Source organism: Gilliamella sp. wkB292 (assembly GCF_001690235.1).
In the GTDB taxonomy this organism is placed as follows: Bacteria; Pseudomonadota; Gammaproteobacteria; order Enterobacterales; family Orbaceae; genus Gilliamella; species Gilliamella apicola_F.
The window spans coordinates 21,858-46,226 of record NZ_LZGO01000081.1; the positions used below are offsets into that span (position 1 = coordinate 21,858).

Sequence of the window (24,369 nt, forward strand, 5' to 3'; positions counted from 1 at the left end):
GCAATATTAAATAATCAATATTGTGATAATACAATAAGGAAAGGGTAAAGCATATTTACCCTTTTTTATTAGGAATCGATTTTGATGAAATATATTCGCTTTTTTCCTATAATTTTTATCATATTGACGAAATTAGTTTTGGCCAATGTGCCGCTTGTTATTCCCGATTTAAATCGTCAATTTACTGCTTCAGTAAAAGTGGGCGATTGGATCTTTAGAAAAGGGATTCAAGTTGATAGTCTTATTGTTAATCAGATTAGTGGTGGGGATTTTTCACATATTGGTATGATAATATCCATCGAGCCTGAAGTTAAAATTATTCACGCAACAACAAGTGATGATGTTAACTATCCAAACCAAGTTATTATTTCCAGTTTAGCCGAATTTATCGCTCCAGAGTTTGCCGAAAAATATGCGGTAGCCAGACCTAATTTTTTGTCAGAACGACAAAAGCAGCAAATTGTTGAGGATATTTTAACGAAAAAGGGTGAGGAATTTGTATTGGCATCACGTGATCAACCCCATTTGTACTGCACAACACTGCTTTTCGATTCTATTGTTAAAGTTCAACCTGATTTTAATCCAGAATGGACGTATTCACATGTTCCATTATTAACTGGTATTTACTTATTTCCTAATGCGTTTGCTCATTATCCTGATATTACTTGGATCTATAAATACCCTGAAGTCAATTAAAGTTTCTAGTCATAACTAAATTAAATAATGAGTATTGTATAATAAATCAACATGCTTTGACGATATATTCAGCTTGAATTACACTGTGTAAAAAATCAATTGTTGATAGCAGATTTATTATGATTCCTCGATTATCCATCTCGCCTCAAATAAATGAGGTTACACTTAACTATTTAGTCGCACTTAAAAATTCTGCTTTTACAGGTGATATTGAGCACAGCTATGCATCACGCCTCAGCATGGCGACAGATAATAGTATCTATCAATTGATGCCTCAAGCTATTTTATTTCCACGTTCAACAGATGATGTACAATTACTAGCAAGTATAGCTCAACGTGATGAGTTTAAAACGATAAAATTTACCCCAAGGGGCGGAGGAACAGGGACCAACGGGCAGTCATTAAACAGTGGTATTGTTGTTGATCTGTCACGTTATATGAACCGAATTTTAGAGCTCAATATTGAAGAAGGTTGGGTGAGAGTTGAAGCTGGTGTTGTTAAGGATCAATTAAATCAATACTTAAAACCTTATTGCTATTTTTTTGCACCAGAACTTTCAACCAGCAATCGGGCAACCATTGGCGGAATGATTAATACCGATGCTTCAGGACAAGGTTCGATGATATATGGTAAAACATCAAATCATGTTTTGGCACTCAAAACGGTATTAATTACTGGTGAGTTACTTGAAACGGGCAAAAAAAAGCTAACAGAAATTGAAAAATTAGTGCAGGATTCTTCTATTTATCGTTCTGTTTTTGATTATTGTAAAAATAACCGTCAATTGATTTTAGATAAATTTCCTAAATTAAATCGCTTTTTAACCGGTTATGATCTTAAACATGTTTTTAATGATGATTTGACCGAGTTTGATTTAACACGAATCATAACAGGTAGTGAAGGATCATTAGCGTTTGTCACCGAAGCTAAATTAAATATTATTCCATTACCTAAATATCGATTTTTAATTAATATCAAATATGATTCGTTTCAATCCGCGCTAAGTAATGCTCCCTTTTTAGTCAAAGCAGACGCTTTATCTGTTGAAACAGTTGATTCAAAAGTTTTAGGTTTAGCCAAAGAAGATATTATTTGGCAATCAATTAAGGACCTAATTACTGAGGTCGATAATCATCAGATGCAAGGTATTAATATTGTTGAATTTGCTGGTAATGATTTTGAATCAGTCAAAGGGAAGATGGACAAGCTGTGCTTGATTCTTGATCAAATTATGTTAGATCATTCAACTGGCATCATCGGCTATCAAACATGTGACGAACTTAGCGAAATTGAAAAAATTTATGCCATGCGTAAAAAAGCAGTAGGTTTACTTGGTAATGCTAAAGGGGCACGTAAGCCGATTCCTTTTGTCGAAGATACATGTGTTCCTCCCCAGCACTTAGCTGCTTATATTCTTGAATTTCGAGCATTACTTGATAGCCACAATTTAACATATGGTATGTTTGGGCATGTCGACTCTGGGGTATTACATGTTCGACCCGCGTTAGATATGTGTGATCCACAGCAAGAAAAGTTAGTAAAGCAAATCTCGGATCAAGTTGTGGCGCTGACGGCTAAGTATGGCGGTTTACTTTGGGGTGAGCATGGGAAAGGTTTTCGTAGCGAATATAGCCCAGCATTTTTTGGCGAAACGTTATATCATGGTCTACGCATTATCAAAACGGCATTTGATCCTGATAATCGTCTCAATCCTGGTAAAATTTGTGCGCCATTAAAAATTAATGACCCCATGATAAGTATTGAATCAGTTACGCGGGGTTTTTATGATCGACAAATTCCAATTAGTGTAAAACGCGTATTTCATGGTGCCACAGAATGTAATGGTAATGGTCTTTGCTTTAATTTCGATGTTAACAGCCCAATGTGTCCATCAATGAAATTGTCTCAAAACCGTATTTATTCACCGAAAGGGCGGGCAGCATTAGTGCGGGAATGGCTCCGTTTGATGGTAGAATTGGGTGTTAAAGAAGATGAACTTGATGCATTATTACCCAAAGGACAGAGTCGTTTAATCAGTTTTGCTAAAAAGCTTGTTTATACTTTACAGGCCAAATTTGGCCAATATGATTTTTCTCACGAGGTAAAAGATTCGATGGCCCATTGTTTGTCATGTAAAGCATGCTCAACACAATGTCCGATTAAAATAGATGTACCTGATTTTAAGGCTCGGTTTTTACAACTTTACCACACCCGTTATTTAAGACCAATGCGTGATTATTTAGTTGGTAATATTGAATCCTATTTACCATTAATGGCTCGTGCCCCTCGTTTTTTTAACTTTTTTATGAAAATGTCAGTGACAGAATACTTGACTAATAAAACAGTTGGAATGGCCAGTTTACCTATGTTGTCGTTTCCAACATTAAAAAAACAGTTAATTGGGCATCCCAGCGCAAATGTTAAATTAGAATATTTACAAAATTTATCGACTGCTGAAAAAGCGCAATATGTATTGGTGGTGCAAGATCCCTTTACGACCTATTACGATGCAAAGGTCGTATTTGATTTTGTATGTTTGATTGAAAAATTAGGCTTTAAACCCGTTGTATTGCCCTTTGTCCCTAATGGTAAGGCACAGCATATAAAAGGCTTTTTAAAACAATTTGCCAAAACTGCTCAAAATGCTTCTGATTTGTTATCGCAAATAGCGCAATTAAATATTCCAATGGTTGGGGTTGATCCTGCTTTAGTGCTTTGTTACCGTGATGAATATAAATTGATTTTACAAGATAAGTTAGGCGATTTTAGTGTTTTACTATCACATGAATGGCTGACAAATGTTTTATCCAATATAGCTAAATCTAACCTCACAATAAATAGTAGTAATAAACAATGGTTTTTACTTGGTCACTGTAGCGAAACGACACAATTACCAGCAAGTAATCAACAGTGGCAATATATTTTCAAGCAGTTTGGTGCACAATTACAGCCTATTAGTGTTGGATGTTGTGGTATGGCTGGTACATATGGTCATGAAGTTAAAAATTTGCACGCATCGAAACAGTTGTATCAATTATCTTGGCAAAAAGCACTTGAAAAATATCCAAAGCAATTTTGTTTAACAACGGGTTATTCTTGTCGTAGCCAAGTTAAGCGCTTTGATAAATATAGTTTAAAACACCCTGTGCAGGCATTATTGGAATTGGTTTGTGTTAATTGTTAATTGCTTATCCTAATGTGTAATTGTCATGCTTTAGCATAACTAACTTTATTGATGAATGGTAAATTTAAGTGAGTAGGGCAATGCAAAATAGCCCTTAAATTAAATATAAGAAGCGCAATAAAATTGCGCTTTTTTATTGGTTATTTATTAATGAATTATTCTAAGTAGATAGATTGCATTAATTTGAAGTGTTCATCGGTAAAACCAAGTTCTTGCTTGATATAATTACTTGGCGTTCCCGCTACTTTTTTCATGGTATTGAGGATTTCAATTACAAAACTTTCTCGAGTATCAATCAGACTTAGCAGATAACCCAGCACATCTTCATTATCGGTAATCTTACGATAAGCCGCCATTTTAATTTTATTTCTTTCTAAGCGATTATCATGTGTCAACATGTAATCATAAATAATGTCATCCTCACTCACACCAAGCATAATTTGAATTAATAATACGCCATAACCTGTTCTGTCTTTTCCACCACGACAATGCTGCAGGCTAGGGCTATTATTGGCATCTAAAACAACGTTTAGCATTTGCCGATAAGCATTTTTAGATTTATCGCTTAATACAAAATTACGATATTGTTCAAGAACTTGCTTACCTTCGCCATTGACCAACTCTTTTGGTATATCACGAATAACACTTTCCACTAACGCACGATCTTCATCACTTGGATCGGCGGCAAACTGTGCGGCCAGTTCCGCTGTTTGTGCTGATGCATCTAAATGGAAGGTATGTTTTTCACCGACAAAAGTATTCGGACTGGTTTTGATTTCGTTTATGCTTCGATAATCAATAATCGTTTTAATTCCTAACGTTTTGATATATTGTTCAGCATCTGGTTTTAAACCATATAGATGGTTAGAGCGATAAAGTTGCCCCCATTTTACACGTTTACCTGATGTACCTAGGTAGCCACCAAAATCACGAAAATTATTTAGTCCAGTAATAGGTAATGTTCTCTCAGCAAATATAAAGTTATCTTGTCCTGCAATGGCCAAAATTAAATAAATTCGTTTTTTACCCTGTAATGGATCATCAAAAGTAAAAGGACTTTTTATGTTTTTACTCACTAACGTTTTATGTACAGAATTGGCATTAGCTTCATCAGTCCAATATAAATCTACAGGTTGGTTTTGAGCAATGTTAAACGAAACTTCTAATTGCCCAACTTTATTGCGGATAACTGATGCTATTTGTGTTTTTGTAATCATGATTCATCCTTACTTTAATATACCAAACATTGAAAAAATTACGCCAATTACCATGACACCTAAAATTAAAGTGACGGTGTATTTTCCTTGAAATTTTTTAACTAAAAAGAACGTAGCTAAGGCAAAAAGTAAGGTCAAACAGTTTGGCATGACTTTATCAAACATCTCTTGTACTTTGATGGATTGTTCACCGACATTAATCGATAGTGGTGTGGATATTTTTACCGTTGTTGCAATTAATGAGCCAAGGACCATAACGCCTACAACATTAGCGAGATTACTTATCCTTTGAATAATGTTAGAATTTTTAGATTGTTCAATTAGATCAACCCCTTTGTTATAACCATAATGAATAAAAAAGTATTTTGATAGTACATTCACCAAGTTATAAATCAAAAACATCAAAATCGGACCAATAATGTTACCTTGTAAGGCAAAAGCTGCACCAATACTGCCGCAAATTGGCATCCAAGTAAATTTAAGTAAGCTATCACCTAGACCTGCGAAAGGTCCCATCAGGCCAGCTTTAACCGACACAACAGCTTCTTTTTCATCTTCGCTGGTTTTTTCTTCCATTGCAGCGGTTACACCTAATATTAATGCACCTGCATTAATTTGCGTGTTAAAAAATTCCAAATGGCGTTTCATAGCTCGCACACGGGTTTCTTGATCAGCATCATGATAAAGCCGTTCTAATACCGGCGTCATACAGTGGGCAAATCCGATCATCTGCATTTTTTCATAGTTATAAGAAAAAGACATGGTTTGCAGATTCCAAAAGATACGATTAAGATCTTTTTTAGTTATTTTATGTTGAGTGCTCATAGATCATAGTCCTCTTCAGTATTATTTAATGCAGGTTTATTGTCTGATTGTTCGGCGTTATTGTTATTATTGTTACCACTTGACGCCATGTCATAAAGTACAGCAAAGGCAAGGGCGATAAAGGTGATTGGAATAATTGGTAACTTTAAGTAAGTCGTTAACATAAAACCAAGTAAAAAGAAGAACCACATGCGTCCTTTTAACAACATTAATAATAAGATACAAATACCGACCGCTGGAATTAATTTTGATGCAACGCCCATGCCGTCAATAATACTTTTTGGAATAGCATCAAGAATGGTTTTAACTAAATCACTACCAAAATAAATCGCGATAAAACACGGCACAGCTCGAATTAAAAACCAGACTGGAGTTGAAAAAAAGTGAACTCTAGCTAAGCCTTTATAACTTCCGCTTAATACAGAACGTTCAGCCCATGGATTAAGGAAACAAGCAAACGAACGCCAAATAATGAGTAATTGTTGACAGAGTAAAGAGACTGGCACGCCAAGCGCGATTCCTGTTGCAATGCCACCACCTGTTGTAATTCCTAAAGACACACCAATAATTGCGCCTGCAACAATGTCGGGTGCTGAATAAGCCCCTACATTGCCAATACCCATCCACATTAATTCTAGGGTAGCACTAATGGCGAGTCCTTGAACCATATCACCCATAATAATTCCAGCTACCGTACCGGTTAATAATGGTCTTCGTAACATTTGTGGTCCGACGTCATCCATCGAACAAATTCCCGCCCAAATGGCGACAAGAATAGCCTGTGTTAACATAAGTTAACCTCCAAATTGATTAGTTAGAGCGATAAAAGCGAAAATCAGTTAAGTAGGGTTTTAAGATCAACCACAGGATCTTTTGGCACCATTTGAACTTCAACTTCGACATTATTCGCGATAATATTCCTAAAAGCCTGCTCTTCTTCAGGGGTGACGGATACCGCTCTTGATAATTGATGACGTCCGTCTTGCATGCGCATACCACCGACATTTAATTTTTCTAGTTCAAGTCCGCCTTCGATTAAAGCATTAACATCAATACTATTGGTAAAAAGTAGCATAGTACGTTTTTTGATAGGGGTCTTTTTTAAGATATCAATGAATTGTTGAACACCAAAAACCAATACTTTTAATCCTGGCGGTGCAGACATGGTTAGTACTGATTGTTGTACTTTATCCGCAGCGGCCTTATCATTGATTATAAGTACCTGTTCAATATCGTAATTTTTTACCCAAGTAGTAATTACTTGTCCATGAATTAAACGATCATCAATTCTAGCTACATTAATTGGCATGGTGTTCTCCTTACAGCTCATTAGATTGTTCGCGTTCAGAATTAAGAACTTGGCGTACGTCGATACAGCTTTGTGGAAAGACTTCTTCAATGGCTGATTTAACGTCGTTAAGAGTTCCTTCTCGATTATTGAAAACTTCAAGTAAAACAGGGATGTTAAAACCGCAAAATAGCAATACATCATCATGATTTAATAAAAGTTCACTGGCAAGATTGCATGGTGTTCCTCCAAGAATATCGACTAAAATAATTACACCTTTACCATTATTTAATTTTTGATAACTTTCTTGCATTTGTTGGCGTAAATTATCGATATTGCTATCGATTAAAACCGAAATCACTTGCACTTTTGATTGTTCACCCATCAGCATTTCGGCACATTCAAGTGCACCTTGTGCAAACGGGCCATGACTAGCAAGAATGATTGGTATTTGTGTTTGCATCATCTATTTCCTTTAGCTTTTTAGTAATAATATTACTTATATGTGTTTTATATTTAGTAATAAAATTACATCTATGTGCAATGTAAGTCATCTCTTTTTTTTAGATTTTTAAAAATTTGTGAACTCGATCATATTTATAAAAAAAAGTTTTTTGGACTGGGTTAATTACAATTTAAATAGCGGCATGGTTAACGTGATAAAATTCACTATCAATATGATTAATAGTGATAAATTAGGTAGGCTAATAAAACTTTAGTTTGTTGTTTTATTATTGTTTTATTAATGTGGATATTTTCGTTCTTCACGGTGTAGGATTTGTTGCAATAAACGTTCATCATATTTACGTATGAACAAATTAGTGACTAGCATGTTGATTACCGAAATTTGCGATATTTTGGAGCGAATTGGAATTAAGCGAGAAACATGTTCGGTTGACGTGGTATGTAAAATTACCTCAGCAAGAGACGATACTTGACTTTGTCCCATTTTAGTTATTGCAATTGAACGCACATTGTTTTTTTGAGCTAATTTAAGTAAGTCTATGCATTCCGGAGTTTCACCAGAGTGCGATATAATAATAATTAAATCATTGCTGTCTAAAGTATTAGCAATACTTTTTTGAATATGAGAGTCAAAATGACAGCTAACATCTTTTTTTATTTTAATTAATTGATATTCTAATTCCTTACCAACTAATCCACTGCTACTTGCGCCAAAAATAATAATTTTATTGCTATCTATAATAAGGTCGATAGCTTTATTTAATGATTCTAAATTAATCATCGAGTGGGTTTCATCTATTGATGATTTTTCCATTGCTTGGACTTTATTATTTACATCTTGCAGGGAATCATTAAGATTGATGTCATCTTGTAAAACATCTGTGTTGAGTTTTCGGGGGAGTGAAGAAATAAGATCGACTTTAAAATCACTAAAACCACTATATCCTAATTTATTGCACAAACGCAGAATGGTGCTGGTGCTAACTTGATTTAATTTAGCTAATGATTGAATGCTCATGTTTTTTAATGCATCGGTATTTGCTTGAATAAACGTTGCCACTGCAAGTTCTTTTGCGGACAGATCTTTTTTCACTTCCCTAAGTTTTAAATCAATCATTACCCACCTCAATGTTTAAATCTCATATTCTGAGTATACAAAATAGTGTATAAGTTTGAGAAAATTTATAATTAAATCTTATCTATTCTAAATGTGATTTAATTATTTCACGTTGATGCAATCGATAAATTAAGTTTTATTGATGCTATTGATGGGTAAAATACCACTTAATCATATTCATGCAAATTATTTTGATTTTATCTTATTGTTGACTGAAAGCAAAAACGAGATCATTATTTAACAAATTTTTTAAAAGCAATACCGCTAAGATAATGATTAGCTTGATCGGTTAAACTCTTTGATGATTAATTTATTTTTTCAAATATTTTATATTCTTGCATTTTATAAAGTAACGTTCGTTTACTAACACCTAAGGCATTTGCGGTAGTTTCACGATGACCATTATGGTTTTTTAATGCGTTAATAATCAGCTCTTTCTCGTAATTTTTTACTTTGTCTTTTAAGGTGGTACTAGGTGAATCAGCATCATTAAAATTGACTGTTAAATATTACGTGAGTAAAGAATGGAAAAATGACTAAGAACTGCATCGTCATGGGCTAACCACTATTTTTATTTTAAAACATATGTTATTGCGTAACTTTTTTTCACAGATAAAATCTATTTTTAAAAATTTAACCCCAAAACACATGACTGCTGTAATTATAGTCTATTTAAACTTGACGTCTAAACAAGGCAATGCTAATATTTGCCACCTATTCAGATAGACCCCTACGGCGCGTTGGCAGAGTGGCCATGCTGCGGATTGCAAATCCGTCTACCTCGGTTCGACTCCGGGACGCGCCTCCATTAAGACATCCAGCAAATCAATAAATTAAATAGTTAATCGCTCAAAAAATTAAAACACTTGGAATATACTTAGAATATACAGTTAGAATAAATCTTCTTTATGAGTGGGTTTAGCGTAGGTGTAACTTTGACTTTTCTGTCATAGGTATTAACTTGTTTAGGTGATTGATTGAGTTTAATTTTAGGTCTTGTTTATGTTGTGAGTATGCTTGTTATTTTATTGATGGCATCACACAATTCATGTTTTTTTTGTAACGTTAATTCAAGTTTGAATGATTATTACTAGAAAACCACTTAGTATTAAATACAAACTGACCAGCAAATTAATAGCGTCTGAATTATTAGTTATATAATCCTTGCCTAAATAAGACATGAAAGCACTCAATGAAATGGTTAGTATAAATTTCATTATATTCACTGTAACCATCCTAACTGATAGTTTCTGTTTATTTGCACTGTGTTATTCGTTTGTAATACCACTTTTTTCAAGTTCTACATAATAATTTTTCAGGCAATCCCAAGCACTGATCAGATTCATGGTTTTACCATCTTTTTCAACTTTTACAGATTTTTTTATCTTTAAGTCATTGAAAGTAATTGTATTCCCGGACTGTGTTTTTATGCAATAACCTCTTTTTTCATCATTAATAAAAGCAGTGCCTAGCTCACATAACTGTTTTGATGATATTTGTTTATCTTTATGGTTTAAATTAAAGGTCAAACCGACTTTCATGTTTGCTAATTCTTCAATGTCAGTATCACCGTTTTGATTAGAAAGACTTTTCAATGCACCTAATATACCTAACGCAATTTGCTCTTTAGTCTTGTGATCTTTCAAGTTTGCATATTCCAGTGATGCTTTACATAGATTTAGATTTAAATCAATGTAAGACACGCCATCTCTTTTTATTAATTTAATTTTATCTTCCTTTGTCGCTGGACTAAATTTTATACATGAAGGAATTAAGTTGAAATTACTTCCTATTAATAATTTTAAATGTTTTAATGCGGCTGAAATTCCCGTGGTGCAGGGACAGCTAATCATATCGTTTTTATAAACTAAAACACATGCACCTCTATCATTCCAGTATGGCTCTGAGGTAGCTGCTGGTATACGTTCGTAAAACGCTATATGAAAAAGTAAGATATCTTTCTCTTCAACTTTTGCATACTCGTATTTTCCGATGTAGCTGACTCTATGATCCAAGTTGATATAGCGTAAAAATGTATTTGTTCTTGACTCAAGAATTTTTTTTAATGTTTCCTGAAGATTTAAAGCAGGTTTTTCCTCGTCACCAATATTAATCAATGAAAATCGATGATAATATATTGTTCTGTCTGTTGTCTTATCTTTTGCCATTTTCTTTCCTATATCCAATTAAAATTATCTATTTTATTGTGTCAAAAAAACGTCGATTTTTTTACCTCGCTCCATTTGAAGTGACTATCTTTTTCTTCTAAATATTCTTTAACCATTGTCCAAATAATTCTAATTTATTGTTTTAATGTTCTCATAATTATATAGTTTTGACTTAAAGCAATTAGTTCAAAGTACATTTTTTCGTGTTCATTATATTCCAGTTTTCTATATTTTTTAGCAGTTGCTTAGGATTTTCCCTTCATTGTTACTACAAATTCACAAGGCGTTGTTTTAACAACAGGGTAAATAATAACAATATCACTTTCTTTAAATTCAGGCTTCATTGAATAGCCCTTGCTCTGTAATGTAAATGCTTTATCTAATAACTCTATTAAGATTATAATATATTCAAATCTAGTTGAATTTCTTAATATTTATAACTTGTACATTTTTTGACGCTTTTTCTTTCCCACTTAACAACCATGCCATATTACACTTTGATGCAAGAGAAATTTCATACAAGTACCGTGTTTTTTTACATTATTACTTTAGTTAACAAGATGTAAAAGTTGGAAAAGGGGGGGGATGTTTTAAATGAAGCAATGAATAGCCTTGGTATTCAACAAGAAGCTATTAATTTATTCAATGGTAGAATTTTGTCACGAGGTAAAGTGTCGATGTGTTACCCGCGCAAAGCTATGCAAAACATCATGACCAATAATAATGCTAACGGGTCATTACAATGACGAACAACTTATTGTAATAAAATTTAAGGTATCTTTTAGATGCTGTTTCAACTAATTTCTTTTTTTATATTAAAAGTAATTATTTTTTCGAGTAACTTAATAAAAAGAAAAATTTGGTAACTATGTCAAAGCGATCATTGATGAGATAAGATGAATAAAAAAGCTAGGTTCATTAATAAAAGCGAAAGAAGATTATAGATAAAATTATTAATTGATATAATCAAACTTATTTGCACCAAGGTGTTTGTGGCCTTAGATTTAGCTGTGTGGATGTTTTACGCTTTCTTTATATAGCTGCTCCATTAGGGGCATGGTATATTTATGGACTCGTTTTCGTTTTAGCCATTTAACTTCTTGTCGCTAATAAAAAAGGGCGGTAACCGAAAATTGATCATTACAGGTAAAATATTAATTACGTTTATTATTATCGGATTATATCTGTAACGCATTGTTTATTCTTTCTTAAAAAAATATTGATAATTTTGATATCTTTAATCTGATTGGGTCGCTAATGAATGAGTTTTCATCAATTTTCTTAGATCTAAGTTATTTTGTCTGCTGCTATTAACAATCTGAAAATAATAGAAGTTATAGTTAAAACTGTTAGTGAATTTTGATACGTTTTGATTTAAATACAATCTTATTGACCACAGAAAGGAAAATAACTTATGGCATATTTTAATTATCATGCAAAAGCAAAAAAATTAATTCAAGATGGTATGCTTATTCATTATGAATTTGTCGATAATTGGAATGGCATTAAACCCGCTTTAGTTCTCTATTTCAAAGATGCTAAACCGATGCCAATTAGAGAATATCGTTGGCAAGAATATTTACCTTTAATTGGTCCAAATCAATAATCATTTTTATTAAATTTAAACCAACCGCATCTATTTATTTAGTTGCAGGGCGATATAAAGTAACACTCGGTCGTCAAATTTGGCTAAATTAAATCCTGTCAAAGTCGCAATTTTATTTAAACGATACTCTAAGGTATTGCGATGAATAAATAATGCTTCTGCAGTTTTGTTATATTGTAAATTATGACAAAACCAAGTGGAAAGTGTTCTTTGTAGTACTCCATTAGAGTCTTCTAATTGTAATTTTTTCAAAGGTGATAGTAACTCTTCAGCTTGCCAATCTTGATTTAGGCTATCAAGTAATACAGGTAAAATAAGTTCTTGATAATAAAAGTTACGGCATTGTGGCATCCTTTGTTTACCGACTAATAGCGCTGTTTTAGCTGTTTGATAGGAACGGACAATCCTATCTTTATTTTGATGAAAATAGTTCCCCAATGAAATTCTCACTAAGAATTTACTGGAAGATTTGATATGGCTCACTAATTGTTCTAATTTTTGTTTATGACTAGCAAGATCCCAACGATTAAATTTATTCAGTGCTGGCATCAACATGACGATTTCTGTTAATGATTTTATTGCAACAAGATTATTCTTTGTAATGTTAATTATCTCATTTTGTATATATTGTAATTCACTCATGGCAGTTTGTATGCCTAGTTGACCGCTATCAACCTCAATTATCACCACAACGTAAGGTAAAGAAAGATCGATATTGAGTTTTCTACTCCATTCTGTTACATCTACTACAGTATTCTCTGATTGAATTATGGATAAAATAAATTCTTCTTTTAAGCGATTGTCTTGCGATAATTGATTAAGTAATTGCGCTTGTTCCATCATCATTTAGGCTGACATGCAAACTAACTGAGCAAATTGTGTGATTTGAGTCGGTTCGCCAGTGATGCCGATTACGCCAACGATTTCATCGTTTAATTTTAGTGGAAAATTAATACCAGGTTTAACGCCTTTAAGTTTTTTTGCTGTGGGTGAATCGATGGTTACTACTCTTTTTTGTGAAATAGCAAGCATTGCGCCTTCATGTAGTTGCCCAATTCTATCCAAATCTCCACTACCAATAATTTTACCCTCACCATTCATGACATTAACGTTGTGCTTGATAATTTTCATTGTTTTTTCAACGATATATTGAGCAAGAGATGGCAAGATATTATCAGATTTCATAGAACAAATACCTTAAAAGATTAATAATAAAATAGTCATTAAAATATTGGATCTAAATTGCATTTAGTATAAAACTTAGTGTAGTAATAACAACTTAAGTAATGTAAATTATTTTTTAAAATGAAAACGATAATATCTTTACTATATTAATAAAGAAAATATTATTTATAAAAAAGGATAAAGTTTAACTAAATTTTATCTTTTAGTTTACTTTATCCTTTTTACTTATTGTCGGATGTTGCCTAGATTTTGTTTTTAAGTTGAGCGATATTAATTAAACGAGCTATATTTTCGCTTGTTCGTTCAATATTGCAAAAACCTGAATCCAATAAATCTTCTATATTTGCAGCACATGGAATGATGCCAAAAATTGCATCAATTCCTTCCGGATAAAGTTCATTAATATTTTTACCAACAGTACCCGCTAACGCAATAACAGGTATACTTAAGTTTTTAGCAACTTGTGCAACACCATAAGGTGTTTTTCCGAATTTTGTCTGAAAATCAATACCACCTTCGCCAGTGAAACAAAAATCAGCGCCTTTTAATTTGTTTTTTAAGTCACTGTACTGGATAACAATATCAATGCCTCGTTCCATTTTACTGTTAGTAAAAGCCATTAATCCTGCTCCTAATCCACCAGCAGCTCCCGCACCGGGAATAGACGCCACATCTTTGCCGAGTTGAGATTGGATAATCGAAGCATAATGTTTTAAATTGTTATCTAGTTGTTTGACCATTTCAGGGGTTGCCCCTTTTTGTGGACCAAAAACGTTAGAAGCACCTTTTTCTCCGCATAATGGATTAGTTACATCACTAGCAACTATAAACTGAACTGTATTTAGTGCTGGATTTATATCAGTCACATCAATTTTTACTAATTCAGCTAGTGCACCACCACCTTTGCTTAATATTTTATGATCTTTATCATAGAATTTAACCCCTAAAGCTTGAGCCATTCCAGCTCCACCATCATTAGTTGCGCTACCACCAATACCTAAAATGATTTTCTTTACGTCATGTTTTAAGCAAGCTAGAATTAATTCACCTGTACCGTAGGTTGTGGTAATCAACGGGTTACGTTTTTCTTTTGATATTAATTGAATGCCACTTGCAGAAGCCATTTCAATAACTGCAGTAGTTTTATCACCTAATATTCCATAATGTGCGGTTACTTTATCGCCTAAAGGGCCTGTTACTTGACAAGAATAAAGCGTACCATTTGTTGCATCAACTAAGGATTGTGTTGTTCCTTCACCACCATCAGCCATAGGAACATGAATAAAATTTGCATCAGGGTATACTTTTTTTAAACCTGATTCCATTGCTTTACAAACTTCCTTTGCAGTCATACTTTCCTTGAAAGAATCCGGTGCAAGTACAAATGTTTTTTGTTTCATAACATAATATCCCGATATTAAATAATAAAGTCATATAAAATTGTTGCGACGATTGTCATCGTGCCACCAACAAGTGCTTCGAAAGGAATTAATTTCATACGTTGTTTGATTGACATGTTCATACTATTACCTGTGACATGGAAATAGTTACCTTGAGGTAAGGAGTCAATTACAGTAGCACCGGTATGCATCATGACAGCAGCGCTTATACTTGGTATTCCTAAATCAGTAATGGTTGTACCAAACGTACCTGTTGCTAGAATTACTCCTGTTGATGTTGAAGCGGTTGCTGCAGCCATTAAAATACCTGAAATTGGTGCAAGGTAATAACCTGATATCCCCATAGAATCAATAATATCAATAACTTGTTTAGCTAAGTTTGATGAACCAATTAATCCTGCGATAGCACCAGCTCCAACCAAAATAAGTACAGTCGGCGTCATTTTATCGATACCTGATTTAGTGTACAGCGCAATTTTGCGATGCTGACCCATCGCTAGCATACCAACCATACCGGCAATAGGTAAAACATATAATGCATCTAATTTTAAGTTAGTTAAAAAATCAATATGAAATATATTACCAATTGGACTTAGCATTAGTAATAAGATAGCAGTAACAGGTGCGACAATAGCTTTTCCTAATGAAGGATTATTGGTTTTTTCCTCAGCATTATTTTTTAACATTAGTACTTCTTGAGTCGCAATTTTGTCGCCTTTATTTTTTATTAATGAAGCAATAACAACTGTAGCAATTAAGCCAAATATTGCAGGAATGAAACCAGCAATCATCACATCGCTTAAACTTAAATTAAATCCATTTGCAACGGCTATTGTATTTGGGTTTGGAGAAATAATATTTCCTGCTTTTCCGCCTCCAGATAAGGCCAATAAAAGTGCTAAACGTGATATGCCCATTTTATTGCCTACTGATAGTGCGATAGGGGCTACAATTAATACCGCAACAGGTATAAAGACACCTGATGCAGTAATAATTCCTGTTGCTAACGCTAAAGCAAGTAGTGCTTTTTTCTCACCTAATTTTCGTACCACTGCTTGGGCAATCGTTTCTGCAGCACCTGATTCCATCATCACACCAGCTAAAATACCTGCAGCTAATACACGAATCACCGTTCCCATAATACTTTGTGTACCGCTAGTTAATATCGATACTGTTTGAAGTAAGTTTGCGCCACCAATAAAAGCCCCAATGATAGCGCCAAAGAAAAGTGAATAAACAGGATTTATACCACGTAAAATTAAAAAAATAGCTAAAAACAAACCTATTAGTGCACCGTACCAATTGATCAGTTCAGTCATTAAAATTCTCCTTGTTTTGAAAATAGCATTAATTTGAATTCGGCTAATTTTAATCTTAGGTTGAGTTTAAAGCTATGTAACATTGCCCAAAAATCATAAGTTATTAGCCTGAAAAAATTGGGCGTAGTCATAATTTAATGTGAGCCGCGTCACATTATTGGGAAATATATTTATCATTTTAACAATGAGTTAGAAAATATTTTTCAATACATAATTGATTTTATATTTTTTAAGTAGTTTTTAAAAATTATTCTTACATGATGCTTAAAATCATTTTTCTAAATTAAGTGATTCACATAAATTTGCCAACCGATCCGCTAAAGCGTAAAATGCCCACCTATTTTGCTTAACCTATTACTGATAAGTAATACTGACTTGAAATCAGAGGCATTTTTTAATGACACTTTTATATGCAAAACCAGAGTTACTTTCTCCTGCTGGTTCTTTAAAAAATATGCGTTATGCGTTCGCTTATGGTGCCGATGCGGTTTATGCCGGTCAACCTCGTTATAGTTTACGTGTACGTAATAATGAATTTAACCATGAAAATTTAGCTATAGGCATTAACGAAGCGCATGCTCAAGGTAAAAAGTTTTATGTAGTGGTTAATATCGCCCCACATAATTCCAAACTTAAAACATTTATTCGTGATCTAGAACCTATTGTCAACATGAAACCTGACGCATTTATTATGTCAGATCCAGGATTAATTATGTTGGTGCGTGAGCATTTTCCAGAAATGGAAGTGCATTTATCGGTACAATCGAATGCCGTTAACTGGGCGACAGTGAAATTTTGGCACAAAATGGGATTAACCCGTGTGGTTTTATCGCGTGAATTATCACTCGATGAGATAGCAGAAATACGTGAAAAAGTACCTGAAATGGAACTTGAAGTATTTATTCATGGTGCACTGTGTATGGCGTATTCAGGGCGTTGTCTGCTTTCCGGTTACATTAATAAAAGAGATTCAAATCAAGGTACTTGTACTAATGCGTGTCGTTGGGAATATAAAGTATCTGAAGGCAAAGAGGATGAAGTAGGGCAAATTGTGCATAAATGTGAACCTATACCAGTTCAGCAAATTGATCCAACTTTAGGTATTGGACCAACCACTAATCAGGTTTTTATGCTTGAAGAATCTGGGCGCCCAGGTGAATATATGCAAGCCTATGAAGATGAGCATGGTACTTATATCATGAATTCAAAGGATTTAAGAGCTGTTGAGTTAGTCGGTGATTTGACTAAGATTGGTGTTCATTCTTTAAAAATCGAAGGGCGAACTAAGTCTTTTTATTACTGTGCAAGGACTGCTCAAGTTTACCGTCAAGCTATTGATGCAGCGAGTGAGGGTAAACCTTTTGATCCACAATTATTAGCTGAACTTGACTCGCTAGCTCATAGAGGCTATACCGAAGGCTTTTTACGTCGTCACAAACACGAAGATATGCAAAATTATGTGCATAGTCATTCAGTGTCAGACCGACAACAATTTGTTGGTGAGTTTAGCGGTGAACGTTTAAATGGTCTAGCCGAAGTGATTGTTAAAAATAAGTTTTCAGTGGGCGATAGTGTGGAAATGATGACGCCTAAGGGCAATAAAAACTTTGTAATTGAACGAATGGAAAATAAAAAAGGGCAACCTGTTCCAGCAGGTCTTGGTGATGGACACATTGTTTATATCCCAATCCCCGAAGAAATTGACTTAAATTATGCACTACTAATGCGTAATTTTGATTAATTTATTTTCGATTTGAAGCTGTTCGGGGAACAAGCCGAACAGCCTTTACTATCTTACTATTGACGAATCAAATCGTCACCAAAAGCTATCCATTTATAAGTCGTTAATGCCTCAAGTCCCATTGGTCCGCGAGCATGTAGTTTTTGCGTACTTACGGCAACTTCAGCACCCAGGCCAAATTGTCCACCATCTGTAAAGCGAGTAGATGCATTGACATAAACCGCTGCTGCATCAACTAAATTAACGAATTGTTCCGCATTAGCTAAATCTCGCGTTAAGATAGCTTCGGAATGACCGCTGCCATATTCGCGAATATGTTCAACAGCCATAGTTAATGAATCAACAATAACGACATTTAAATCTTTTGATAGCCATTCTTGGCGAAGCTCTGCATCTTCAACAGGAAATACGTTGGCAACGCCTGTTTCCAAAATTTTAAATGCATCGGTATCGGCATGTAATATAACGTTATTATCTGCCATGATTTGACTTAGTTTGGGTAAAAATGTATTGGCAATATTAGTATGAACAAGTAATGTTTCAAGTGTATTACAAGTACTCGGACGTTGGGTTTTTGCATTAATAATTATTGGTAATGCACAATCAAAATCCATACTTTCATCCATGAACATATGACAAACACCAATTCCACCTGTAATAACTGGAATAGTGGAGTGTTCACGACACAATTTATGCAAGGCTGAACCACCACGTGGAATAATCATATCAACATATCGGTCGAGCTTTAGTAGTTCATTGATATATTTACGATCAGGATTATCAATAAATTGTATCGCGGTTTTGGGCAGTCCAACTTGTTCTAATGCTTGTTGAAGAATCGCTATAATAGCGGTATTGGTGTGAATAGTTTCTTTACCGCCACGTAATATTGTGGCATTTCCTGTTTTTAAACATAATGCTGCAATATCAATAGTTACATTGGGTCTTGCTTCATAAATTACGCCGATAACGCCTAGCGGTACTCGGTGACGTTGTAACTTTAATCCGTTTTCTAAGGTTGAACCATCAATGACTTGACCGATTGGATCGGTTAATAATTCGACTTTACGTACATCATTTGCAATAGAGGCTAGCCGTTCCGGGGTTAATAGTAAGCGATCAAGTATTGCCTCACTTGTTCCTGATTGTTCAGCTAGTTCAATATCTTTTTTATTTGCATTAAGGATGATTGTGCTGTTTTTTTCTAGTAAATCAGCAATACTACTTAACACTTTATTTTTAATGGCAGTAGGACATTGTGATAATTGATATGAAGCTTGTTTTGCATCTTTTCCCATCTGTTGTAACATTTTTTGCCTCTACATGTAGTATTTTATAGGTTATTTAATTAGCATATCATCACGATGTACAGCAACAGCGCCATATTCATAACCAATGATTTGGTTGATTTCTTGAGAGTGGTGTCCTGCAATTTGTTTTAATGCATCACTATTATAACGACTTACACCTCTAGCGATTCGTTTTCCTGACTTATCACAGATATCAATGACTTCTCCACGCGAAAAATCTTTTTCCACCGCTACAATTCCTTTAGGTAAGAGCGAGCTACCATTATTTAAAATCGCGTTGACAGCACCGTCATCTAGTATGACTTTTCCGGCATTTGGCGCGCCATATAACCAATGCTTACGATGTTCTAATGGGGTTTTTTGTGGTAAAAAACGCGTGCCCACCGCTTGATTATTGACGGCATCAATTATCACATTTTCTTTATTTCCAGCAGCAATGATGACTTCTATGCCAGCACTACCCGCCACTTCGGCTGCCTGAATTTTAGTGCTCATGCCTCCGGTGCCAAGACCTGAAACACTATCCCCTGCGATACTACGTAAATGATCGTCAATGTGTTCAATTTCTTCGATTAATTTTGCATTTTTGTCGGATCTAGGATCGGCTGTATATAAGCCCTCGATATCTGTTAATAATATAAGTTTATCTGCTTGGGCTAAAATAGCCGCTAGTGCAGACAAATTATCATTATCTCCAACTTTGATTTCGGCTGTAGCGACAGCATCATTTTCATTGATTACGGGAATGATATGGTTATCTAACATTGCCTTTAAGACATCTTGAGCATTTAAAAACCTTTCACGATCTTCTAAATCGGCCCGCGTTAGTAACATTTGACCAATGTAGATTTTATAAATCGAAAATAATTGTTCCCAAAGTTGTATTAACTTGCTTTGTCCAACAGATGCTAACAATTGTTTTGATGCAACGGTATTAGGAAGAGTAGGGAATTTTAGGTATTCACGACCCGCAGCAATTGCGCCAGATGTAACGATGATAATTTTATGTCCGGCTTGATGTAAGTAAGAGCATTGTCGAATCAATTCAACTATTCGAGCACGATCTAGTTCTTTCGTGCCACCAGTCAATACACTGGTACCAAGTTTAACCACTACAGTTTGTTGTTTTTTATTGTCCATAACAATACTCTTTTTAAAATAATGTATTACAAAATAGTCTCCATCCATTTTACCGATTGCGTTAGAGCATCATGTAAGTTTTTTTGTAATGGTGTTTTTTGTATTGTAACTATTTTATTTTGCTTAGTTGAATGAATTAATTTTGCTTCATTAATACTACTTAATTTATCACCTTCAAAAACAATATTCATAACAGGCAAAGAACAAGCATGGGTCAAAAGACCTTGATTTTTTAGCGAAAAATAATTTAATTCTGCTGCTAATTGCTGGTTTGATACACAAGGTAATCCAAGGCGGCTTGCTAACATGTCTTTATAAACATTAGGAAGACTTTTTTGTAATTCTTTATTTACAAACATTTCATGAACAAAAGGCGTGAAATTAAATAACCCTTTAATTTTATTTGGCATTAAGTAAGCTAAACGCGTTGCAATATGTGAGCCAAATCGAAAGCCCGCAACAATAACACGATTACTATCAATCCAAGGAATGTTTGAAAGCTGTTCAATGATAGCTTGGTAAATTTGGCTACTATTTTGTGTTAAAGCGAAGTTACGACTAAAACCAACAGTTGGTAAATCGACTGTTAACATAGCTAGTCCATTTGGTGCTAAAAATTCACTGAAATATCGGTAATAATCGATTTGTAAATTACCTAATGCATTACATACTAAGACGACAGGGCATACACCATCACAATTTTGTGGTAAATGTAAAATTGTTTTAACATTACGTCCATCGACGTTAAATTCCAATTCTTTACTTGTAAATGGTGAATAGCCTAATGCCTTATGATAAGCTTGATAAGCACAAGTTTGCGCATACATAGCTAGCTCATCATTTTTAAAATGAGGATAGCTTGCAATACTACAATATTGACTAGCAATCAAATAATATTGATTTAGTTTAGATTTATCATCTTCGGTTAAATTGGATTTATCGATAGAATCCGCTTTGGCTTGCCATTTTGCTGCTTGATTCAAAAACTCATAAATCCAATTACCTGGTTGATAACCAATAACTGAATCTAACCAGTTATCATTGGTATGGCGTTTGGTCGAGGCTGCTATTTTTGATAGTACTTCTTCCAGTTCTAATTTGGGTAAACCACGCCAATACCATAAAATAGGGTTGACAATCCGATACCATTTTGAATCAACTTCACCATCTAATGGGCTAACACTGTTACCTGCGCTGCAATCGATACGATTGACCAGCGTGGTTGTTTCAGGATAATCATATTGTGGTTTAAAGATCTTTTCTGATAGGTTTTCGGTATTTGTCATCACAACCTTAGTATCCTTATTATTTATGATCACTAATCGGTTTTACAAACATTACCCCAGTATCCCACGGTTGTTCAATCCAAGTGTCTTGCTCGATATCGACAATATAATCATCAACTAATGGTTTACCTGCTGGTTTGGCAAAAATAGTCACAAAGCGTGCTTTAGGATACATATCTCGAATAGTATGAGCTGTATTACCTGTATCAACTAAATCATCAACGACAATAAAACCTTCGCCATCGCCATTTGCTTGTTTTAATATTAACTTTTCGCGTTGATGATCATGATCATAACTTGAAATACAAACAGTATCGACATAACGGATACTTAATTCACGAGCAAGAATAGCAGCAGGAACTAAACCACCACGACTAACAGCAATGATGCCTTTCCATTGGTTTGCGGGTAATAATCTTTTTGAAAGTTGTCGACCATAGGATTGTAGCATTTCCCATGTTACGTTGAATTTTTCTTTTTCAGCGATGAGTTCTGCTTTATGTTGTTTTTTAGCTTGAATTTCTTCTTCTGTTAGTATTTGTTCTATTGACATGAGTAACCTGCAATTTTAATCGTTAATAAATTAATATTAATGGACTTGAAATAGATGTAAAATTGCACCTTATTATAGAGTGATTAGACAAAAAAAACCACTCATTAATTCATTAATGACATAATATTGAGGTTAAATTATGCTATCTACACTAAAGCCAAAATTTGTTTGGCAGATTTTTAATGATATTTGTAACATTCCACACCCTTCTCATCATGAACAAATGATAACTAAATATATTGTTGATTTTGCTAATTCACATCACATCAGTTGTGAACTTGATAAAGTTGGTAATATTTTGTTAACAAAACCTGCAACTAAAGGGATGGAACATTGCCCATCAATTGCATTGCAAGCTCATATGGATATGGTTCCACAAAAAAATGAAGGTACTGTCCATGATTTTTTTACTGATCCTATTGAAGCCTATGTTGATGGCGAATGGGTTAAAGCAAAAGGAACGACACTTGGCGCCGATAATGGTATAGGTTTGGCATCTGCTTTAGCTGTTTTAATCGATCCAGCTATTGAACACGGTCCAATTGAAGTTTTAGTGACAACGTCGGAAGAAACAGGCATGCATGGCGCATTCGGTTTACAACCTAATTGGTTAAAAAGTCACTATTTGATTAATACTGATTCTGAAGATGAAGGCGAAATTTTTACTGGATGTGCTGGAGGGGTTGATTTCACCTCAACTTTCGCTGTGACTTATGCGGTTATACCTGAAAAACATGATTGTTATATGCAGATCGCACTTAAAGGTCTTAAAGGAGGACATTCTGGTTGTGATATACATTTAGGGCGCGGTAATGCGATTAAATTAATGGCGCGATTTTTAGCTGAATATGCGCAAGATATTTCATTTCGCCTTGCTGATATTAAAGGCGGCTCACTCCGTAATGCAATTCCACGAGAAGCTTTTGTCGAAATCAGTTTAAGTAAAGATGATTTATCTAAATTAGAATCTATTATTGAACAATACAAATCGACATTACAAAATGAATTAGGAAAAGTCGAGCCAAACCTAGAAATTACCTTAACTGAAGTTAAATCTGATAAGATTAAACGCGTTTTAACGACAGAACACCAAAATAAAATTATTAATTGGCTAAATTCGGCACCAAATGGCGTAGTGCGAATGAGTGATCAATTGCAGGGTGTTGTTGAAACCTCATTAAATTTAGGCATTGTGAATATTGAAGATAACCAACTTTATGTTCATTTTTTAATTCGTTCACAAGTTGATAGTGCAAAAGATGCGGTTGTTTCAACACTTATCTCACTCAGTCAATTAGCTAATGCGAATTATGAAATAAAAGGGGGATATTCTGGTTGGGAGCCAAATTTAAATTCGAGTCTTTTACAGTTAGCACAAGATAAGTATTATGAAATCTTCTCGCAAAAACCGAAGATTATGGTTATCCATGCTGGATTAGAATGTGGCTTATTTAAACAGTCTTATCCTAATATGGATATGATCTCAATTGGCCCAACCATTGTTTCACCACACTCACCTGATGAGAAAGTTAATATTCAAAGTGTAATTCGTTATTGGGAATTACTCATTGCAATGTTACGTTCTGCAACTCAATTAAAATAATTTTAAAATCCTGTCGTATTTATTCGACAGGATCTTTTTAGTATTACATCTAACTTTTTCTTAGACTTCACCTATTTTTGGTGCGTGATGACTCATATAATCACGCCAAAATATCTATCTTTTAAAGTGTTAAATGAAATAAATCGCTAGAATGTCCAAATCGCTTTCGAAAATTTAAATTAAAAATGAAATTAAATTCATAAAAAGTGAATAAAAATTCATTTTATTGCTTGTGTTGATATAATAAATATCCTACTATATGTCT

Annotated in this window: 19 protein-coding genes, 1 tRNA gene and 2 pseudogenes; 7 read left to right on the forward strand and 15 right to left on the reverse strand. The window is 34.1% G+C overall.

The genetic code is table 11. From position 1 onward, the window contains the following. Positions 1–84: 84 nt before the first annotated feature. On the forward strand, positions 85–696 hold the full coding sequence (locus A9G09_RS11605) for a YiiX/YebB-like N1pC/P60 family cysteine hydrolase (RefSeq protein WP_065635001.1): 612 nt from the start codon (positions 85–87) through the stop codon (positions 694–696). A gap of 119 nt (positions 697–815) precedes the next feature. Further along, positions 816–3,881, forward strand: a complete 3,066-nt coding sequence (locus A9G09_RS11610) for an FAD-binding and (Fe-S)-binding domain-containing protein (protein WP_065635002.1) — start codon at positions 816–818, stop codon at positions 3,879–3,881. Between the two features lie 155 nt (positions 3,882–4,036). Here A9G09_RS11610 and A9G09_RS11615 read toward each other — a convergent pair whose 3' ends face one another. The 7 genes and pseudogenes from A9G09_RS11615 to A9G09_RS13270 form a co-directional block, all read right to left on the reverse strand. Then, the gene (locus A9G09_RS11615; RefSeq protein WP_141671582.1) at positions 4,037–5,098 is read right to left on the reverse strand and encodes a tyrosine-protein phosphatase; all 1,062 of its coding nucleotides are present in this window, start codon (positions 5,096–5,098) and stop codon (positions 4,037–4,039) included. Between the two features lie 9 nt (positions 5,099–5,107). Further along, positions 5,108–5,923: a PTS system mannose/fructose/sorbose family transporter subunit IID gene (locus A9G09_RS11620; RefSeq protein WP_065635003.1), complete on the reverse strand. Its 816-nt coding sequence runs from the start codon at positions 5,921–5,923 to the stop codon at positions 5,108–5,110. Then, on the reverse strand, positions 5,920–6,714 hold the full coding sequence (locus tag A9G09_RS11625) for a PTS sugar transporter subunit IIC (protein WP_065635004.1): 795 nt from the start codon (positions 6,712–6,714) through the stop codon (positions 5,920–5,922). Before A9G09_RS11625 ends, A9G09_RS11620 begins: the two co-directional genes overlap by 4 nt. Positions 6,715–6,758: 44 nt before the next feature. Beyond that, complete coding sequence (locus tag A9G09_RS11630) at positions 6,759–7,232, reverse strand: PTS sugar transporter subunit IIB (protein ID WP_065635005.1); 474 nt, start codon at positions 7,230–7,232, stop codon at positions 6,759–6,761. A gap of 10 nt (positions 7,233–7,242) precedes the next feature. Next, on the reverse strand, positions 7,243–7,674 hold the full coding sequence (locus tag A9G09_RS11635; protein WP_065635006.1) for a PTS sugar transporter subunit IIA: 432 nt from the start codon (positions 7,672–7,674) through the stop codon (positions 7,243–7,245). Between the two features lie 279 nt (positions 7,675–7,953). Continuing rightward, complete coding sequence (locus tag A9G09_RS11640) at positions 7,954–8,793, reverse strand: MurR/RpiR family transcriptional regulator (RefSeq protein ID WP_065635007.1); 840 nt, start codon at positions 8,791–8,793, stop codon at positions 7,954–7,956. A gap of 305 nt (positions 8,794–9,098) precedes the next feature. Further along, positions 9,099–9,251 (reverse strand): annotated as a pseudogene (locus A9G09_RS13270) (helix-turn-helix domain-containing protein); the annotation flags it as partial. Positions 9,252–9,527: 276 nt separating this feature from the next. Between A9G09_RS13270 and A9G09_RS11645 the strand changes: the two are divergent. After that, positions 9,528–9,601 (forward strand) — tRNA-Cys (locus A9G09_RS11645). Between the two features lie 460 nt (positions 9,602–10,061). Here the strand turns inward: A9G09_RS11645 and A9G09_RS11650 are convergent. Then, positions 10,062–10,961, reverse strand: a complete 900-nt coding sequence (locus A9G09_RS11650) for a hypothetical protein (protein ID WP_065635008.1) — start codon at positions 10,959–10,961, stop codon at positions 10,062–10,064. Positions 10,962–11,530: 569 nt separating this feature from the next. Here A9G09_RS11650 and A9G09_RS12925 point away from each other — a divergent pair. Both A9G09_RS12925 and A9G09_RS11655 read left to right on the forward strand, forming a co-directional pair. Continuing rightward, positions 11,531–11,707, forward strand: coding sequence for a hypothetical protein (locus tag A9G09_RS12925; RefSeq protein WP_176700983.1), 177 nt, complete (start codon positions 11,531–11,533; stop codon positions 11,705–11,707). A 668-nt stretch (positions 11,708–12,375) separates the two neighbouring features. Continuing rightward, the gene (locus A9G09_RS11655; RefSeq protein ID WP_065635009.1) at positions 12,376–12,567 is read left to right on the forward strand and encodes a thermostable hemolysin delta-VPH; all 192 of its coding nucleotides are present in this window, start codon (positions 12,376–12,378) and stop codon (positions 12,565–12,567) included. Positions 12,568–12,597: 30 nt separating this feature from the next. Here A9G09_RS11655 and A9G09_RS11660 read toward each other — a convergent pair. The 3 genes and pseudogenes from A9G09_RS11660 to A9G09_RS11670 all read right to left on the reverse strand — a co-directional run bounded on the left by A9G09_RS11660 (position 12,598) and on the right by A9G09_RS11670 (position 16,471). Beyond that, positions 12,598–13,752, reverse strand: a pseudogene (locus A9G09_RS11660) (sugar diacid recognition domain-containing protein). A 242-nt stretch (positions 13,753–13,994) separates the two neighbouring features. After that, a complete protein-coding gene (locus tag A9G09_RS11665) occupies positions 13,995–15,152 on the reverse strand; it encodes a glycerate kinase (protein ID WP_065635010.1) in 1,158 nt (385 codons plus the stop codon). 17 nt (positions 15,153–15,169) lie between these two features. Then, positions 15,170–16,471 (reverse strand): GntP family permease, encoded by a 1,302-nt coding sequence (locus tag A9G09_RS11670; RefSeq protein WP_065635011.1) that lies wholly within the window; start codon positions 16,469–16,471, stop codon positions 15,170–15,172. Positions 16,472–16,868: 397 nt separating this feature from the next. On the opposite strand from A9G09_RS11670, the gene yegQ reads away from it, so the two are divergent. Further along, positions 16,869–18,212 (forward strand): tRNA 5-hydroxyuridine modification protein YegQ, encoded by a 1,344-nt coding sequence (gene yegQ / locus A9G09_RS11675; RefSeq protein WP_065635012.1) that lies wholly within the window; start codon positions 16,869–16,871, stop codon positions 18,210–18,212. A gap of 56 nt (positions 18,213–18,268) precedes the next feature. Here yegQ and proA read toward each other — a convergent pair whose 3' ends face one another. From proA to gpt, 4 genes are read right to left on the reverse strand one after another with little or no spacing between them, the layout of a single operon-like run. Then, entirely contained in the window at positions 18,269–19,522 is a 1,254-nt protein-coding gene (gene proA / locus A9G09_RS11680; RefSeq protein WP_065635013.1) for a glutamate-5-semialdehyde dehydrogenase, read from the reverse strand. Between the two features lie 30 nt (positions 19,523–19,552). Continuing rightward, positions 19,553–20,662, reverse strand: coding sequence for a glutamate 5-kinase (gene proB / locus A9G09_RS11685; protein WP_065635014.1), 1,110 nt, complete (start codon positions 20,660–20,662; stop codon positions 19,553–19,555). Between the two features lie 26 nt (positions 20,663–20,688). Beyond that, positions 20,689–21,948, reverse strand: coding sequence for an alpha/beta hydrolase (locus A9G09_RS11690; protein WP_065635015.1), 1,260 nt, complete (start codon positions 21,946–21,948; stop codon positions 20,689–20,691). 19 nt (positions 21,949–21,967) lie between these two features. Further along, positions 21,968–22,501 (reverse strand): xanthine phosphoribosyltransferase, encoded by a 534-nt coding sequence (gene gpt / locus A9G09_RS11695; RefSeq protein ID WP_081297564.1) that lies wholly within the window; start codon positions 22,499–22,501, stop codon positions 21,968–21,970. 139 nt (positions 22,502–22,640) lie between these two features. On the opposite strand from gpt, the gene A9G09_RS11700 reads away from it, so the two are divergent. After that, complete coding sequence (locus tag A9G09_RS11700) at positions 22,641–24,104, forward strand: aminoacyl-histidine dipeptidase (RefSeq protein WP_065635016.1); 1,464 nt, start codon at positions 22,641–22,643, stop codon at positions 24,102–24,104. The last annotated feature ends 265 nt before the right edge of the window (positions 24,105–24,369 follow it).

Coding starts and splice junctions, on each gene's coding strand:
- A9G09_RS11605 (WP_065635001.1), top strand. CDS start 85: ATGAAATATATTCGCTTTTTTCCTATAATTTTTATCATATTGACGAAA.
- A9G09_RS11610 (WP_065635002.1), top strand. CDS start 816: ATGATTCCTCGATTATCCATCTCGCCTCAAATAAATGAGGTTACACTT.
- A9G09_RS11615 (WP_141671582.1), bottom strand. CDS start 5,098: ATGATTACAAAAACACAAATAGCATCAGTTATCCGCAATAAAGTTGGG.
- A9G09_RS11620 (WP_065635003.1), bottom strand. CDS start 5,923: ATGAGCACTCAACATAAAATAACTAAAAAAGATCTTAATCGTATCTTT.
- A9G09_RS11625 (WP_065635004.1), bottom strand. CDS start 6,714: ATGTTAACACAGGCTATTCTTGTCGCCATTTGGGCGGGAATTTGTTCG.
- A9G09_RS11630 (WP_065635005.1), bottom strand. CDS start 7,232: ATGCCAATTAATGTAGCTAGAATTGATGATCGTTTAATTCATGGACAA.
- A9G09_RS11635 (WP_065635006.1), bottom strand. CDS start 7,674: ATGCAAACACAAATACCAATCATTCTTGCTAGTCATGGCCCGTTTGCA.
- A9G09_RS11640 (WP_065635007.1), bottom strand. CDS start 8,793: ATGATTGATTTAAAACTTAGGGAAGTGAAAAAAGATCTGTCCGCAAAA.
- A9G09_RS11650 (WP_065635008.1), bottom strand. CDS start 10,961: ATGGCAAAAGATAAGACAACAGACAGAACAATATATTATCATCGATTT.
- A9G09_RS11655 (WP_065635009.1), top strand. CDS start 12,376: ATGGCATATTTTAATTATCATGCAAAAGCAAAAAAATTAATTCAAGAT.
- A9G09_RS11665 (WP_065635010.1), bottom strand. CDS start 15,152: ATGAAACAAAAAACATTTGTACTTGCACCGGATTCTTTCAAGGAAAGT.
- A9G09_RS11670 (WP_065635011.1), bottom strand. CDS start 16,471: ATGACTGAACTGATCAATTGGTACGGTGCACTAATAGGTTTGTTTTTA.
- yegQ (WP_065635012.1), top strand. CDS start 16,869: ATGACACTTTTATATGCAAAACCAGAGTTACTTTCTCCTGCTGGTTCT.
- proA (WP_065635013.1), bottom strand. CDS start 19,522: ATGTTACAACAGATGGGAAAAGATGCAAAACAAGCTTCATATCAATTA.
- proB (WP_065635014.1), bottom strand. CDS start 20,662: ATGGACAATAAAAAACAACAAACTGTAGTGGTTAAACTTGGTACCAGT.
- A9G09_RS11690 (WP_065635015.1), bottom strand. CDS start 21,948: ATGACAAATACCGAAAACCTATCAGAAAAGATCTTTAAACCACAATAT.
- gpt (WP_081297564.1), bottom strand. CDS start 22,501: ATGTCAATAGAACAAATACTAACAGAAGAAGAAATTCAAGCTAAAAAA.
- A9G09_RS11700 (WP_065635016.1), top strand. CDS start 22,641: ATGCTATCTACACTAAAGCCAAAATTTGTTTGGCAGATTTTTAATGAT.